This window comes from Microbulbifer maximicatervae (SeqCode) (assembly GCF_052467325.1).
The window spans coordinates 187,224-205,097 of sequence record NZ_CP174310.1 but is presented as its reverse complement, the minus strand read 5'-3'; the positions used below and the strand labels follow the sequence as shown (position 1 = coordinate 205,097).

Annotated in this window: 9 protein-coding genes; 3 read left to right on the top strand and 6 right to left on the bottom strand. The window is 41.0% G+C overall.

Annotation, left to right across the window (positions count from 1 at the left end; translation table 11 throughout):
• Positions 1–987 precede the first annotated feature (987 nt).
• The gene (locus ACJJIE_RS01160) at positions 988–1,959 is read right to left on the bottom strand and encodes a GlxA family transcriptional regulator (protein ID WP_444893249.1); all 972 of its coding nucleotides are present in this window, start codon (positions 1,957–1,959) and stop codon (positions 988–990) included.
• Positions 1,960–3,198: 1,239 nt separating this feature from the next.
• Here ACJJIE_RS01160 and ACJJIE_RS01155 point away from each other — a divergent pair.
• Together ACJJIE_RS01155 and ACJJIE_RS01150 are read left to right on the top strand one after the other, a co-directional pair.
• Entirely contained in the window at positions 3,199–3,618 is a 420-nt protein-coding gene (locus ACJJIE_RS01155; protein ID WP_444893248.1) for a hypothetical protein, read from the top strand.
• 137 nt (positions 3,619–3,755) lie between these two features.
• Complete coding sequence (locus ACJJIE_RS01150; protein ID WP_444893247.1) at positions 3,756–4,358, top strand: nucleic acid/nucleotide deaminase domain-containing protein; 603 nt, start codon at positions 3,756–3,758, stop codon at positions 4,356–4,358.
• A gap of 64 nt (positions 4,359–4,422) precedes the next feature.
• Here ACJJIE_RS01150 and ACJJIE_RS01145 read toward each other — a convergent pair whose 3' ends face one another.
• Together ACJJIE_RS01145 and ACJJIE_RS01140 are read right to left on the bottom strand one after the other, a co-directional pair.
• The gene (locus ACJJIE_RS01145; RefSeq protein WP_444893246.1) at positions 4,423–8,433 is read right to left on the bottom strand and encodes a DUF6531 domain-containing protein; all 4,011 of its coding nucleotides are present in this window, start codon (positions 8,431–8,433) and stop codon (positions 4,423–4,425) included.
• A gap of 599 nt (positions 8,434–9,032) precedes the next feature.
• On the bottom strand, positions 9,033–11,114 hold the full coding sequence (locus ACJJIE_RS01140; protein WP_444893245.1) for a neutral/alkaline ceramidase: 2,082 nt from the start codon (positions 11,112–11,114) through the stop codon (positions 9,033–9,035).
• A gap of 745 nt (positions 11,115–11,859) precedes the next feature.
• Here ACJJIE_RS01140 and ACJJIE_RS01135 point away from each other — a divergent pair.
• Entirely contained in the window at positions 11,860–14,883 is a 3,024-nt protein-coding gene (locus ACJJIE_RS01135; RefSeq protein WP_444893244.1) for a cellulose binding domain-containing protein, read from the top strand.
• Positions 14,884–14,988: 105 nt separating this feature from the next.
• Here the strand turns inward: ACJJIE_RS01135 and ACJJIE_RS01130 are convergent, their stop codons facing one another.
• The 3 genes from ACJJIE_RS01130 to ACJJIE_RS01120 all read right to left on the bottom strand — a co-directional run bounded on the left by ACJJIE_RS01130 (position 14,989) and on the right by ACJJIE_RS01120 (position 17,870).
• Positions 14,989–16,119, bottom strand: a complete 1,131-nt coding sequence (locus ACJJIE_RS01130) for a tRNA-queuosine alpha-mannosyltransferase domain-containing protein (protein ID WP_282931978.1) — start codon at positions 16,117–16,119, stop codon at positions 14,989–14,991.
• Positions 16,120–16,185: 66 nt separating this feature from the next.
• Positions 16,186–17,067 carry an NAD(P)-dependent oxidoreductase gene (locus ACJJIE_RS01125; protein ID WP_444893243.1) on the bottom strand — a complete coding sequence of 294 codons (882 nt, stop codon included), beginning with the start codon at positions 17,065–17,067 and terminating at the stop codon, positions 16,186–16,188.
• Between the two features lie 5 nt (positions 17,068–17,072).
• Positions 17,073–17,870, bottom strand: coding sequence for an undecaprenyl-diphosphate phosphatase (locus tag ACJJIE_RS01120; protein WP_444893242.1), 798 nt, complete (start codon positions 17,868–17,870; stop codon positions 17,073–17,075).
• Positions 17,871–17,874 lie beyond the last annotated feature (4 nt).

Below are 17,874 nucleotides of genomic sequence, written 5' to 3'. Positions count from 1 at the left end.
AGAGCTAATAATTTGTATTCCTTAAGATCATATCCATTAACAGGTAGAGTAAGTATATCTGCAAACCAAGAGGCATACTTAATGGCAATCGCTACTGCGCACCTTGAAAGATTGTTTTTGATGTCCAAAAAGTTTACCCAGACAAGCACTTACAAAAAAGTTTAGATTGAGTAGCTAGTCATATATTAATTTATACGGGAGAATAGATATTTAAAATTATCAGACCAAAAAATTTGGGTCTACATTCTGAGTACACGCCTAGCTGTGGCACTTGTTTTAACGAGCTTAAATACATCTAGTTTTCAACGACAATCCAGCCAAAATTATGGGACGTATTGAATATTTTTCAAGAATCCAATATTACAAAGGGTATGACAGAAATTCCTACAGTGTATCAACAATATCAGGGCCTCAAAAAAGCTACCCCACCAAAGGCTTCCTCCCCTTTCGTATACCTGACTTTATAGTGCTAAAAATCTTGCGCTATTTTTCTCATCCCACTTATATAGATACCGTGATTATAATCTCAAGGCTGTATCAGCTACCATTCGCTACCGAAGCAACTCTAATAGAGGCCGAGAAGATCACAGTTCATCCATTTATCATTTACTTCGCTATAAATACCATACCCCCAAATATGGACAGCCCTCCATCTGCGGGAATTAGTACTTCAAGTTTACGTGAAAACTTAATTTCTACTAATGAAGCCTGCTGAGCCAGTCTCAGCAGAACCCTATTATGGGAAGAACCAAACTGTGTCAGTTTTTATGTAAGAATGAAAGCCAACTAAAAGGTTTTTACTCGGTTACAAGGCTAAAAAAGGGCTATTATATAGTGAAGGCTTATTAGATCTACTCAACTCAGATTCAGATATATATCTAGTGGATGCACACTCAGAGGAAAGCAAATCAAGGATCAGATGAGAAGAACGGAAATCTCTAAAAGAAAATGAGGCAGCTCTATTGACTAAGCCGCCTCCAAAATCATTTATGATAATTTTTGACGGTATTCCCTTGGCAGCATACCTTTATTTCGGCGAAATGCTCTTCTAAGCTGCTCTTGAGATTTAAAACCACAGATGGTAGCTATACGCTCCTGAGTCAACACTTGAGTGGCTAAAAGCTGACAAACCTTTTCAATACGAATTTTCTCAACGAACCGACCTGGCGTTACTCCCATATCTCGAGTAAAACAGCGAGCAAAGTTTCTCGGACTCATTGATGTCTTTTCCGCGAGACTATTAACGCATAAAGCTTTATCCAGATTATTGTGAATCCACTGAACCAGCTCTAAAAATCGATCACTTTTTAACTGACTCATAAGATAAGTACTACTTTGCTTCTGATCTCCATCTCTCTTGAGATATAAAACCATCAACTGAGCAACAGCTAAGGCAATACCCCGACCAAAATCATCCTCCACCATTGCCAAAGCCATATCAACACCAGCACTGACACCCGCTGAGGTATATATATGATCATCCTTAACAAATACTGACTCTGAATCAACATCCACCTCTGGAAACTTCTTCAGATGGTCAATGTATCTCCAGTGGGTTGTAGCCCTCCGACCATTAAGCAAACCTAGTTTTGCAAGGATCAGAGCCCCGTTACCAACAGAACCTATACGTTTAACCAAGCCAGACTGCAGAGACAGCCATCGATTTAGACATTCACTTATCTTAAGATTATCAGTAGCTCCAAGATTACCGCTTACAAGAAGTGTATGAATTCCTGTTGAATCAGTGAAACATCTGTCAGAGCAGATCCTTAAACCTGATGATATTTGCTTGGTGTCTCCATCTTCAGCTAAAAATTCTACCTCATACTGATCATCACAACTAAAGCCCCTATCCTTTAACTGTTGATTTGCAAGTGAAAAGACCTCCGCTGGCCCCATCACATCCAAGGAGTGCGCCCCAGGATAAAATACGATAGATACTTTCTTTTTACAGTTCATTTTAAATTGCAGAATAAGCGTAAACTATATAACAACCTCAAAATCAATGTATGCTTTACTGACCTATTACGGGAAACTTCAGGGATACTATCTTGGGTAACCCACACCCCAAAAGATGTGCAAAACGCTATAGCAGAAGCTGAAATATAAACCAGCAATAAACCCCAGCAACAACTGGGAATAATAAAAATAAGTTAATTCTTCACTATACCCGAGTAATCCACTGGGTATTTACGACTATCCAATAGCTAGAATTATTCATACAGTGATTTCTTACCCCAATTAGAGAGTTGTGACAAAACCACATCAGCAACACTCTCAACACCCAGACATATGTGGGTACATCGCCTACAAACAAACTCCTTTAACATCTGTATTAACGGTTATTAGACCTGCTCAAATAAACAATCTTGCACCTAAGGTACCAGCTTTTTCTATTCTGTAAAGTAATAACAGTATTTTTTTTTGGAATATACAGTCGCCCATCAAGCAGCCCAACTTCCTGCCAAATAAACCCTAATTGCAGCCACTTACCCTTATGTCTACCAATTTAAAAATCACAGGAATAGTTAAAAAACTTAAAAGTAAAAGATAATCATTCCTAAGAATGGAAGCCAGAAATGTTACAAGATTAATTTAGCTAATTTAGTAACTTATAGCGTAGAAACATCATAGACACTGACATTGAGCCTTATAAACATTTTACCGCACAAATCAGTCATCTTATCGCATACCATCCTATAACGTGGAAAACTAAGCAACCTCTATTTTTACACCATAGTGCCACTTATCAAATCACAGAAATCAATATTCCATCTCACCTTTCCATCCAAATTTACCCCTCCAAATACACCTTCAATCTTTTATCTCCACCCCGAGATTAAAATCCAACATTCCAAACATAAAATTTCAAAAACTAGATATAGCAAAGCATCAAATAATTCCCTTCTTGGTAATAAAGATATTCCGAGCATTAACATTACTAAAATATCCCCCCCTAGACACCAAGTCAGGGATTCCTGAAATCCAAAGAAAACCACTCAAACAACTTTTAATTGATCAGACTTGGCGCAAGAAGTCGCTATTCAAAAAAAATCTATTCGCGCAGCCACTAAAAAGTCCCCAATCAATAAAAAGCAAACATTAAGCACTTTACAATTATTTACTTGACACCAGACCGATACTGTAAAAATATTCCACAAAACAACAAAAACACTAAGAAATCGAGAGAGGTCTCCAATGCTCCGAGCAAAGGCATTCTCACAAGAATTGATATCCATAGTTATAATAGGGGAAGCGCGCCGAGACAATATCTTCACACTTTTCGGACTCAACAATAATAATGCCTGTATAGATATTACAAAAAATTTCGTACCCCACTCATCAGGACAAAACATTGAACTTATTCCAAAAGCATCTACCCAAGTTTATATAAAGGCGTGTAGAAATCTAAGGAACCCTCCATCAAGAATATCTATTTCAAAACTTGGCAACCTATCGTTTTACACCATCAAAGCTTCTCGAGATCAACACCTACTTTTAGATAGTGGCGTTAAAACTAACCCTCAAGCAATAAAGTATTCAAACTTTACAACCCTCTCAAAAGCTCACACAAAATCTTGCAAAGCGGATAGTACAGCATCAATCGACCCAACCTAAACAACTTCATTACACAACCAGGAGCCATAAATAGGGAGAAGGCGGCAAGGGATAGCCTTTATATTTCTGAGAGATATCTATAAATAATTTTTGCGCAAGCAATTATTTCATACGATAACACTAAAGAGAATAAACCCATGCCAAAATTTGTTACTGAAGACATCGACCCCACAACTGGGCCCGCTTCACTTCAAAGAAATGCTTTTTATAAAAATGTCGTCCCCAGTGATCTAAACCCCCTTGACTTGGTGGCAAGACAAATACTTACCTACAAGTTCACTCACTTACACAATCCTCAAGATTCAGTACGGCAAGCCATGAGAGATGTAGAGACTGTGGCATGTGCAATTGCTGGTAAAGGAACTTTACTCGTTGCCCATAATAGTAGCTTTGGGGCTCACGGCGGAAACAATAGCGCTGTGGAAGCAGCCACTGTCAAAGCGTTGAAAGATCTACGAACTCGCGGATTCACCAACATTACTGACTGCTTCGTTCTTAGCCCGATTAGAAGGCAAAGGAAAATATTTCATGCCGAAATGCAATTATTAAAAGCCTGCGCCGAGAATAACAGACCCATTCAAGGAGGTGTTATTGGCGTTTCGAAACCCTGTTGTGGTAAATGTGCAAAATATCTCAAAGCATTAGGGATTGATTTTTCTCTTTACAGTAAATCCCCTGTTGGGGACTGGATCTCTCCAGAAATCGATCAGGTAAAAACCACATCCAATCCAGCCATTTAAACTCCCAGGCACTCGGCAAACCTAATGGGTTTGCCGAGCATTTTTTTTGATATAGGCTTCCACACTAAAGCTCTTGAAGAATAGAAGTATCACTCCAAAGAAATTTGGTGTTTTCATTAAAACTGTTCTTTTCGACACATCGGCCCAGGGGATCATATTGGTATAGAATTATATCGTGAAATTTCTCCACCCCTTTTTCAACCCTTATTTCATCAACCCTTACTAACTGTTGACGGTAATTATAGTGGTATCGAAGTTGTTGTGGCGCCCCCTCTGCTCGCCTATCCTCAACCCCGGGCTCTTGCTGTCCGCAATTGTAAATAGTGTTATTTTTACAACCATTACCATTTTTATTGAAATTTTTGGTGGGAAAGTGTTTCCAATTATCCAAGTGAGAACATGAAAAGATAAAGTTAGCCGGATCAAATTTACAAAGATTTAATCCACCATCAAAGTATTGCCCTAAAATATTTCTGTGTCTGCTACAAACATCAGGTAAACTATCCTTAACTGCTGCAGCCTCTAGTGTTGGATCGAGCTTAAAAAACAGGTCAACAAATATACCAAACCAATCTAACGAAAACTCACTATACTTATTGGGCGCTCTAACAGAAATGCCCTGTACACGACTTTGGGGGTCATAATTTTTTAAAAGGTCCAAGCTACCCCTTGGCTGTTTATGAGTATTTTCACATAGATCTGCATGGGCATTTGGAGCACTTTGAATATTATTATTCCTATCGGAAAAATAATTTAGTAATCCACTAGCATTATCAAAAGGAAGCTTATATATCTTACCATTAGGCAGTGTTGTAGATATCCGATTGCCTGCCATGTCGTATTGATAGCTCAACTTATTTGCACCCTGCCATTCTGCTATTACACGACTATCATTGTCATATTCCCATCGTAATTTACAATGACGATTCTCGGCGCTAATCAAATTTCCTGTACAGTCATATCTGAATTTGCTAATACCTTCTTTAGAGCTTTCTTTTAACAGCCGACCTAACCGATCTCGCTCAAAATGAACATCGATCTCCTCATCTCCTTGTATGCAGGCTATCAATGTTACGGTTACTAAATAGCCTGCGCAATTATAGACATAGCGGGTAACACAACCATCAAAATCAACCTCTTCTATTAGGCGATTATTAAGATCGTACTTTAGTCGGTAAGACTGTCCCTTTTCATTTTTTAGGCCAATTAAATTTCTCTCACCATCATAGCTATACTCCAACCTTCCGCCATCAGAATTAGTACGGGTTTCTACTTGAAGAAGAGCGTCATAGGTATAAACTGTTTTGGCTCCAAATTCATCTGTTATCTCTTCAAGCATTCCATAGTGGTTGAAGCTGTAGTCAGCTTTATTATCTCCATCAGCTACCACAGTATTAGCTAAAGTTAGAACACCATACCCACAATCTATTTCCTCAACGCTATCACCCTCGATGAGACTCTGAATATCATCATTGATATGTCTATAGTTAAATGAGCAATTTAAATGTTCTACAATCTTTAACAACTTCCTTCCCGCGCTCCATAGGTAGCGATTAGTTTTTCCATCTGAGTTAGTGATGGTTCCTAATAAACCAGAGGAAGTATAGTTATACCGTATATTATTATTGAACGAATCTTTTACAGTGGAAATCTGCCCTTGTTTGTTGTAACTATATAGCCAAGTATTATTGAGTGGCGCAGAAATTTTCTTGAGACGACCTTTTTCATCATATTCAAGATGGTAGTTATTACCTGTAACATCAACCGTGTTAATCAATCGGGCCTGCTTATCATACCGGAATAGTTCTTCACATACAGTATCGTTATTATTACGCAGCATGACCCTAGTTACTTGGCCTTGTTCGTTGTAAGAGTTCAGTGTTTCTCCACCCTCAGCATCTCGATAATAGGTAAGTTGTGCGTACTCATTAAAGCGAAAATACTGGCTTCCGCCTCGAATATCACTAACTGTAACTCCGTAATTATCATCATCCCAAGAAAATTGATAACTACAAGTAGCTTTTCCGGCGATCGGATCTCCCCACTGGCGTATGCAACGAGCAAAAGGGTTGGTTGCTTTCCATTGGAAATGGAGTCGGTAACCAGTTTTCAATACTCTCTGCGTAATAATATTATTATGATATTCGTACTTTTCACTATTGCCAGATTTGTCAACAGCCTTAATCAAGTTGTTCTCGCTATCAAACGTATATTGAGCAAGAATTTTAGAATTACCACAGTGAGTATCTTTTGTAATTGTATTAATATGAAGGCTCTCAGGTGATTCTCCTGATGAACTTATAATTATAGTCTCACCAAAGCTACTCTCAATTGAAGCAAGAACATCATCACTATAGTGAAACAAATAAAAATTATTGTGACAATCTCGAATTTCAGAAATTTTTAATGCGCCGGTCTCTCCAATAGCTTTAAAATGTTTTTGCGCTCCATTGGGAACCCCATAGCGAGAGATAACCCAATGTTCATCATTTACACGGGTTAGCGTGATTTTCTCAAAAATATTATGACTGCAACAACTATTTCCGGGGGCAGGTATACTGATTATTCGACCCTCAGCATTAAAGAATAGAATTGACTTACCTGGACGCCATACTAAACGCTCACTAAATGTATGAGTCCATCCATAACCCAATCCGCTATCCCGAAGGTTGCTACTACGATATGTTCTAGATATAAATAGAGGCAGCGGGCCTCCTAGTACAGCATCAACTACAGTAATCTGTACCTCGCCAGTTTTTAAATTTACCGACCGCCCCACCTCAAATTTATTTATAGTGTTTTGGCAATTATCATTATTATAATTTACACCTACTTCATTGCACGTAATATCAACATCTTCAGAAATATCTTTAGTGCAGTTAAGCCCATTGGAACTCAGACTAGAATCCTCTTTAGGGGTTTTATTAAGTAAATTGGTATATGTGTGATTTGGAAAATGGCCACTATTACTATTTCGAGACGAGCCTTTACTATTTAATCGATTAACGCTCACCTGAGAGGTTCTTATATTGGGCAATACTGGCCTTTTTTTACTTGATGCATTATTTGATACTTCGGTAAGTAGTTTTCTCTGCCGCTTCAACCGGGCAAATTCAAACATTAAATTACCAATTTTTCTAAATGAATTCACCAGCCGTATATTCTTAGCCAGAGAATTAGCAGAAACATCACCTTTTGTTAGTGCCGAAAGTGCTATCGTTAATATTACTTCGAAAACACCACCAACATTTGACTCCGTTATTGACAATCTATATTTCGTTTTCACGTAATCTTTAGCAAAACGGGAAACAGCCTCCTGAAGGGTCTGATCACTATAGATAACCTCAGCTATATTAAAACTTAGGTGAAGCTGCTTCTTGGAAACGGAGTTTGAATTAAACCCTAATATTTCTACTAAACCTCTATACAATAAGGTCGTACACTCGGCGTGTACCTTCTCCGAGCCCGCGTCATAAAGCACATAATTGATCGCTTCTGTACTTAGCTCAAATGACTGGCGTGCTGGGGTTACCATCGCCTCTACGTTAGCAAAATCTCGTGACCATATTGGCAGGCGCCAGTTGTCAAAGGAAGATGTTTTTTCCGAATACTCAAGGATATTTATAGTCCGCCACAGGTTGGCATAACTACAATCGGATTCATTGTTCAAACTTGTATCCGCATCCTCTTTTACAATAACTTGATGCAAACCCATACGAATCTTAGCCACTAATTCCGTTTGCAGGTCAGCTAACGCCGAATGTGGTAAGGGAGCCTCTTCAATAACTAAGCGGCTTTGCAGTATCGCCCTATAGATAGCCTTATCTCGCTCATTCAGATACCCAGGAGGGTCACTTGGCGAGGTATAAGAGGCACTTTTCTCATAAGCCATATCTGGTGTGCGAGTGTTATATGCCCCTAGATACTGGTCATAGACCAGCTGGAGCGTATTGCTATCAAACATTCCCAGCAATTCAGTAACATTAACTTTCTCGCCGGGGCTTGCCTTGTACATATGACCAGCACGTACCGTATAACGAGCACCTTTAGAATCTTCGATATAAAGCTGTATCAAAAGTTAAATCCTATCAACCACTGACAAATAGTTGTATTGTCATAAAACAACCGGATCCATCCGGGTTCCCTACATTTAGAGGCTAAGAATAGATATTGTAAATTTCTGCGGAATTTAAACTAAATATCTGCAAAAGTACCTGCAATCTCTTTAGTCAATCTGTCGCGACCTCAATGAGGCACACGGCAGAACGACTTAAAATCTAGATTAAATTATATCAATCTTGAGTATAGTGTCAGGGAAAATTGATTACAGAAGGGCACAAAAGGCTATACAAAAAAATTAAGATAAAATTTCGAGGGAAATGTCAATATTAATTAGTTTACAAAGAAGCAAATCCTGACAAAAGAGCCTCATTTACCCTCCCAAATGAGACTCTTTGTTACTAATAATTTTAAAATTCACAGAAGCAATGCTAAATTACCATATATTGATTTAGAAATAACAAGCTGGATACTTGGCTTTTTCTATAAATTTAATTAGCTTATAGTCTTATACACGCAAACATCAACCTTTTATTCAATCCAATATAAATAAGCTTATAAATCCTGTTCGCTGCATATAGCCGACCGGGTACCCCAATCAGCTATTTGAGAATGTTAATTATTGACGATAAAATTGCTCGACTTACCTGAGTAGCTGGAAATATTTCCGCTCCAACCACTCTTCCAATTTCCATAGTGCTTTATTCGGTAGGTACCAGATGGAGTATCTTCTCCAATAGTCCACTGTCCTTCAGCAAAGGAACAAGCCATGCAGTCGATGGCAGTATCTCGAGTCCAGATAAAACGAGTATCTAAATCGTCATCGGTAAGATAAGTTTCCCAACTACCATTAACTTTACGCTGTACCTCAATAAATGTACTCTCAGTCTTCAGGTCATTACGGGGATGACCAGAACGGAAAGTGACAGATACAGTATCGCCAGCACTGTAGCTGGTACCTACATCATCCCAGACTTGACCAAAAGACTCCCACAGACGTTTATCATCATAAACAACCCCAATTACATTAATGATTTGGTCATCAGACAGATCTTCCGGAGTGGGCCCTGCGGTAATATCTACGCCATTGACCATAGCATATGTCATTTCGGTATAAATCTGTCTATAGGCAGCAAGGGTATTGGGACCGTATATGGTATGTGCTCCCTCATAGTGCTGCCTATCAAACTCTTCAGGGGTAGTTATGTAACCGGAATAGGCATTTGCCAAACCAGCAATCACCACAGTGTTTACACCGCTTCCTTCAAAAGCTGACAAGACTTCTGCTTCAAGACGTCGACCTGCCATAGTCGTCATTTCACCCGGCGCGGCGACCAAAGCAAGTGAGCCTATGCGAAATATTTGGAAAGGTAGGTAAGGGGTATAAAGTGCTTGACCTATTACCTCACGCTCTACAAATGTAGGTTTGGGGTACTGGCAGGGGTCATCCTGAGTATCCTCATATACAGCGGCTGCAGAGAATGCACTCATCAGGCCAAAAAGGGGGTAACCATTAATCGCCGATTCGAATAGTCCCACATCTCTATCCCAATCCACCCCCTCATTTTCAACAGACATTCCCTCAAAAATACCATCAATATTGCTGGGACCGTCCCAACTTGATCCTGCAGTAAATGACCAGCCGACAGCACCTTCACAAATATCCATTTGCCCCTCACCGGTAAATTCACCTGCTACGGTATAGCCAGGGAAATAGATATGTTGATGTCGATAATCTAACCCACCTTCAAGTTTTACATTAGCTGACTGGAAAAGCGACTGGGCTTTTGCAACTTGCTTTTCAGCTGCTAAAAGTAAACTTTCATACTCAGAATTTCCGCATCCATCCCTGGGGCCACAAATATTCGGAGACGCATCACCTAAATTGCTATTGGCAAATGCCGCAGTAAATTGACTTGCAGCACCCTTCTCGGTAGCCCAAGACTCGAGTAACTGACTCGCCGCCCCCTTATTATCCCCGCTAAGTTGGCGCTGCTCTGTCCCTAAAGAGACATTGTGTACTGCAAACCAATTAATAACTCCCAGTGCTTTGTTGTTTGTATCGACCAACTTGAGTTGGGTCATGGTTTTATTGGTATCGTATTGATAGTCGCTTGCATCAGTATTTTCTGAATAAGGGTCTGGGTTTCGATTGATACTGGTATCGAGCAAGATCCCCTGATCAATAAAGATATCACCTGCGGTTAGTCCACTGTCCGCTTCAACGATTGACTGAAAAATACCATCAACAATAGCGTCATAGTTATCTTCCGCATACCCGAGAGCGCTCATATTCAACATAACATAATGATCATACCCCCCAGGACCTACATGGGTATGTGTAGCAGTCAGCATTACATTCTTTTCGGTGTACTTACTATTACCATAGAGATTTTTTAATTTATCTACGACACCCTGCTTCACGCCCTGCGGAATACCTTGCAAATCTGCTGATACGAATACCAAACGTTCATTTTCAGAGCTATCAGAAATTATGAATGCGCGGGACCATAAACGGGTATGAATTCCCTTGGTTGTCTGCCCCGTTTCTCCATATCCTACCATTCCAACATCTGCTGCCGGGCCAGTTATATCATACTTACCAACACCAACACGCCAGTCAGATGCTTTAACAGTGGAAGAAGCTCCAATAAATACCATTAAAGCAATGACGTAACCATTAATTATTTTTTTCATTTTTTCTCCAGAATCTATACACGCAGGAGTACATTCGCCAGTTCACAGAAGTGAAGGCGTATCCTTTTCGTTGAAAATTGATACCTGAATAAGCCACTTCCGATCGACTCGGACGCGGCTCTCTAGATAGTTAGCCAATGTAATCTTGGCTTTTATTATCTCATCCTGAAAAGCGGCCTTATTATTTTTAAAATACACATAGTAGCCATAACCTCCCTGCTGTCAGCACACTAAAACTGAGAGTACAGCTCTAGTACGCATGTTCAGAATACCCTAACTGGCTGTATTTGGTAGCACCCGCAGAGTAATTGCCCGCCATAAATCCGTTAATTTAGAGTCGAAAGTTAAATAATTTTAAATATGCGAAGATTTTCTGAACTACGGCAAATCTAAATATTTACAATTCAAGCAAGTACAATCTAAAAATGAGTGTAAAGAAAGGATAGATTAGGGGAATTTAATTACGTTTAGAGAGGAAATGTAAAAAACTTTCGCCATTCAAAATTAGCACTCAATCAGTTTCCAATTATATTCCATAGGTTGACTAATTGTTCACAAAAATAATTAATTAGGCAAACATCTGTACTTAACATTCAAAATTGTCTTGATAGAAAATAAGGTGGAAGTTGAATAACATTAATAATCGGTCCTTTTAGCATTTGACGCCCCTGACTATAAATATGTGAACTTTATGTAGCTATCAATATCTGACTACTCTGCAGTAATCCATATAGATACATATATAATGCACGCTAAACTTCTCCCCCTCTCAGTTTTTTCCATATTGACCTTCTTATCCCTACCATCCCTGGCCGGTCAAAAGTGCGATGTACAAATGACGATACAGAGTGAATGGGAAGACGGATATATGGCTTCAGTGGTTGTACGTAATACAGGTACCGAGCCAATAAGTGATTGGGAACTTTCATGGCAATGGCCCTCAGACCAAGAAGTCACACATATATGGAATGCTACTTCAGCCCAGGATGAAAACCTGATCTCTGTAGTTGGAAAACAAGGCTACGTAAGAGTACCCGTTGGCCAAGCCCAATCTTTTGGTTTTAATATTCGCTACTCGGGTGGTGAGCAGAAGCCTGCTCATATTAACGCTAGCTGCAACAACACCATCAATGAACCAGATCCGCCCCCACCTTCACGAGACCTGTTAGACCCCCTTTCAAAATACAATTTTATTTTAGGCACTCAAACGATAAACCCCAGGTATACATTTACAGATAAGGGATCACTTGTTGAAAGTGCTGAAGCCATTTACTCAATGGGCTCTAACTTACTCAAGATTGCCCTTTCTCCGAGCCTATATAGCGAGCTAAGTAACTCTGGACTCGACTATCAATTCAAGCGAATGCTGGAAGAAATACCAGAATTTCAGCAAGTCTTGGAAATGGATTTCTCCATCTACATGTTTTGGGTCGAGGACTCCGGTTCCTGGATGGATAACAAAGGAATGAGTGAAGAAGAGCTAAAGTGGCAATATGACAAAATTTATTCATTGGCTGAATATTTACTAACTGAATATAGCGGCTCCGGTAAGACATTCATGATCGGGCATTGGGAAGGCGATTGGAACCTGGTTCAAAAAACTGATGGTACTAGAGATGACGGTCAGGAAACTATCCCTCCTAAGCGTTTACAGGGTCTAATTGACTGGATCAATATTAGACAAAAAGCCATTGACGATGCCAAAGCAAATATCACCCACTCTGACGTTAACTTATATCACTATATTGAGGTCAATAGGGTTGAATCTGCAATGCAGGGCAAAGAACGAATAACCAATGCCGTACTTCCCCATACTAATGTAGATTTGGTGTCTTATTCAGCTTACGATCTCACTACCAAAGAAAAGCATTCAGATTTTGCCACTCTACATAGTGAGTTGACTTCAGCTCTGGAATTTATCAACTCAAATCTTCCCAAAAAATCTGGGCTGCCATTTGAAAAGCGGGTTTTCATTGGCGAATATGGTTACGGAGAGTCCTGGTTTAAGGATTGGGGAGCCCGCTCTGGCGAAGCCCAGGATTTGCTATCACGCAATGTAATAAAAACGGCACTCCAATGGGGTGCTCCATTTATTTTGTACTGGCAAATGTATGACAATGAGTATGATAGCTGGATCAATGAATTCGCTGGCTACTGGCTGATTGACAAGGATGGTAATAAAAAGGAGATTTATAAGACTCACCAAGAGTACTATAAGGACGCGAGGGCATTCTTAGATAACTATTATATGGAAAACTCCTCCCTTCCGTCAGAAAGTGAATTTCGAACCTATGCCTTAAAATGGTTTGAATCATCGAAAATCCCACCACAACAGCCCAAACCTGACACTCCCCCTACTATACCGGAAGAACCCAGTGAACCTTCAGGCCAGTGTAATGTGGAATATGCAGTGCAAAACGATTGGGGGAGTGGCTTTATGGCAAATGTGGTTATTTATAATAAAGGAAAGACTTCTCTCGATAAATGGCAGCTACAGTGGAACTGGCAAGGTAACCAATCAATCACACACTTCTGGAATGCACAAGTCGCAGAAAGTAACGGGACTATAACTATTACTAGTGAATCATCTATTCCGGCAGGAGAGGCCCGAGCTTTTGGGTTTAATGCAAATTACTCTGGAGAAAACACCCCACCAATTATAATTGGCAACTGCACGGGTACACTCACAACAGAACCTTCACAACCTAGTCAGCCCCCCAATCAGCCCAATGAACATTCAGATAGTAGCAGTATTAAGCTATGGTTTATTGGTGATTCGATTACTTACGGTATGACAACACTCCCTTATAATTCAAACGGATTTCGTAGCCAGATCTGGAACTATCTTGCCAAAGCAGCCGATGGCAACTCAATCTTTCCTATAGATCAAGAATCTACCAGTGAGCAGCTAATTCTAAAATACAATGGAAAACAACTAGAAACGATTGGCACTATCACTGGACCATCAGGCCCTGACAATATGTCTCAACAGACCAAGAATTACTGGCACTCTGGGATACCTGGAGCTACAACCAGCGATTTACTTTGCTATCTTGATCCGATAGGCCATCAAATCACCCCTGGCTACAATTTCACCAACTGCCTCAATTCCATCAAGAACTTCAATCAATTTCTCAGCGAAATGTGCAGGGAGGGCGAAACTAGTGCTGGCTGGCTCACTAATCAAGCCTGCAATTTAACGCGGGATATAACCTCTGAAGATAGCGTTGTCATACCTATACAGCTCGGGACTAACGACATCACCTTCCTTAGCATGAATAACGCGATTGATTGTAGCCTTCCTATAGAAGAAAATAGTGAATCCGCCCAGAAGCTAAATATGGTCGTTAGTAAGATAATATCATCACCCAATAATATTCAAGGCATATCAATAACAGATAGAATACAAAATTACTTTGAGAGCATAGATATTCCAACTGAGAAAATTGCATTCGTAATTTCAACTATCCCTCGTCGAAGTGATTTAGACGGACAAGATCCGAAAAATTACTGTACGGACTTTTATAATCAAAAAATCAGGAAGTCATTATCAGAGGCCTCCAATACCAAAAATATTTTCTTAGCAGACCAAGGAAATATTATCCCAACTGGAGACCCGGTACACCCTACAACTGAGGGCCACAAGATTATGGCTTGCAACTTACTTTATGGTAAAAATCTTGGCCATTCAGATATTCCTTCTTGTATTCTTCCCAGTAACATCCCAGATAAAGGGCTATTGAAAGCAATAGATCATGTATCCAATTAGCTAGGATTTCGCTTAACAGGCCCTGATTAGAAATTTTCAGGGCGCTGCTTTTACTCACCAATAACTTTGGGCGCCTTTATAAACCCGACTTCTATAGAAGCCGGCCTAACTCTGAACCAGATTTAAGAACTGCTTCCTATATTCTGCCCAAATCACTTTCCCTGAGAAATTACTTAAATCAACTTTTTTTAATTTTGAACCCGATAGAATTGACAAAAACATTGATTCCAGCTTTTTTACTGCATCATTACAGTCTGAATAACAGAAGTTTTCGGAATAGAACTCTGGGTAGCACTGTTCATCTGGCACCAGTGGAGTCGCACCGAGAATAGCTGCTTCCATCACCGCCAACCCTTGGAATTCATGGTAAGCCGTAGAAAGGAATATATGGCTATGTCGCAGTACTTGACGATAGTCTTTAGCGCTTTCGAGATACCCGAGTACCAATAAATGGTCGGCAAACTCTTCTTGTATTTGAGCAAACTCAGCAGGGCTATTACGAAATGACTGCCCCATTAGATTAACAAGAAACTTAACATTTCTGGCTTTCAAGCCCCGAAGGATATCCAGCAATCGGTCCGCGCCCTTGTCATATTCCCAACGGGCCGCCCAACTGATAATCAAAGTATCTTGACCTATCTCGCCCCCATAAATGCTCTCTGCGCAGGAGTCCCAGGAAAAGGCCTCTTCAGTTTTCGCACTATCAAAAACGATGTCTTCTATTGGCACAGGAAGAACTCGCGACTTTTCCTCAATCTCCTCACAAATTCCGGGAGGAACACAATCAGGAAAGCGCTTGAGTAATTTCTTTACTCCTCCTAACAAGGTACTGCGGTTGTATTCAGAGTTAAACAAGACCAGATCACCGGACAAGGCCGTGTAAATATTCAACAACTGGGGTTCTACCGATCGAAACGCATCAGAGCTCACTGGGTAAGCAAATTGATTCTCATGAAAATATACAACTGTAGGCACCCTAACGATTTCAGGAACTAAACCGCGCAAGGCACTTAGATCGGTCATTGAGGTTGTAACAATAAGGTCCCAACGCTGCTTCAATATTTGCGCAGTTTCCCCTCGGCCCCAGGAAAGGCTATTACCACGGATTCGCCAGCTAAAGTATCGCGGTGGTAAGGTTAGTACGGTCCATTGCCAATCAGAAAATGCCGCTGCCAGCCCTTTACGCCAACGCTTGTGACTGTCCGCATCATAAGCGGAGAGTAATAAAACTTTCATTAAATAGTAACAAGAAGAAGCGGCACCGGGATCAAACTTAACCCCGGTAGCTATTGAATGGAGGGATTAATCGAAAGAGCGCACATTCATTAATCGTGCAAACAAGCTGGAAGTATCCCAACGAGCACCACCAATAGCTTGTACCTCACTATAAAACTGGTCTACCAGGGCAGTTACGGGCAGTAAAGCTCCGTTATGTTGTGCCTCTTGAAGGACTATAGCCAAATCCTTACGCATCCAATCCACAGCAAAACCATGATCATACTCCCCAGCTAACATAGTTTTTGAGCGGTTTTCCATTTGCCAGCTCTGTGCCGCCCCCTTGGATATCACATTGACAACCTGCTCTCCATCGAGGCCAGCTGCCTTGGCAAAATGTAAACCTTCAGCAAGCCCCTGAACGACACCCGCGATACAAATTTGATTGACCATTTTACACAGCTGGCCGCTACCTACTGGCCCCATCAGGTTGCTCGCCCGCGCATAACAGTCGATAAGAGGTTGCACTTTATCAAAGTCTGCCTTATCTCCCCCAAACATAACCGTTAAAGCACCATTCTCAGCGCCGGCCTGGCCTCCAGAGACAGGGGCATCCAGAAAACCGATTCCCTTTTCGCCAGCTGCAACTGCCAATTCCCGAGCAACATCGGCAGAGGCTGTTGTATGATCTACAAACAAAGCCCCGTCATTCATACTCGTGAATGCCCCCTGCTCTCCTGTCACCACCTGGCGGAGATCGTTGTCATTGCCTACACAGGCAAAAACAACCTCCGCGCCCTTTGCGGCTTCAGCGGGCGTTGCAAAGCTCTCTCCATCATATTCTTGTAGCCATTGATCTGCACGGCTAACAGTGCGATTGTAAATTCGCACCATGTGGCCAGCATTAGAAAGATGCCCCGCCATGGGATATCCCATCACCCCCAAGCCAATAAATGCAACTGTTGCCATTTCCTCTACCCCCATACCATCCAAATAAGTATTACACCGAGAACCAAGCGATAAATCGCGAATGGAGCCATCCCAATACGGCTAATAAATTGAAGGAAAAAATGAATACACAAATAAGCACTAATACAAGATAAAACGGTACCAAGCAGCAAGTCATTCCATGGAACACTTTCCAGCGCAAGTAATTCAATCGTTAACAAAATAGCGCTGAGGGCAATAACAGGAATAGACATCAGGAACGAAAAGCGCGCTGCAGCCTCTCTCTTCATGCCAAGCATCAAACCAGCAGTCATTGTGATACCAGAGCGGGAGGTGCCAGGGATCAGGGCCAACACCTGTGATAAGCCAATCAGAAGTGCTTTTTTCCAATTTAACTGGGCTAGAGATTCGACCCTGCGCCCCTTTGCATCAGCCCACCACAGTAAAATACCAAAGCCAATAGTCGTAGCAGCGATAACACCGGCTGAGCGCAGGTGAGTTTCTATGAACCCTTTGAATACCAGGCCTATCAGCCCCACAGGTATAGTAGCGAGAACAATTAACCAGGCCAGCCGCCCCTCATCGGTAAATTGTTTATCCGTAAATCCTCCTAGACCATCCCTAATCAGCACCCAAATATCTTTGCGGAAATAGGAAACTACTGCCAGTAAAGAGCCAAAATGAACAGCAACATCGAAGGCCAGCCCCTGGTCCTGCCAACCCAATACCTCAGAAGGTAAGATCAAGTGCGCGGAACTGGAGATGGGCAGAAACTCTGTCAGCCCCTGTATCAGGGCCAAAATTACAATCTGAAATGTTTCCATGTGT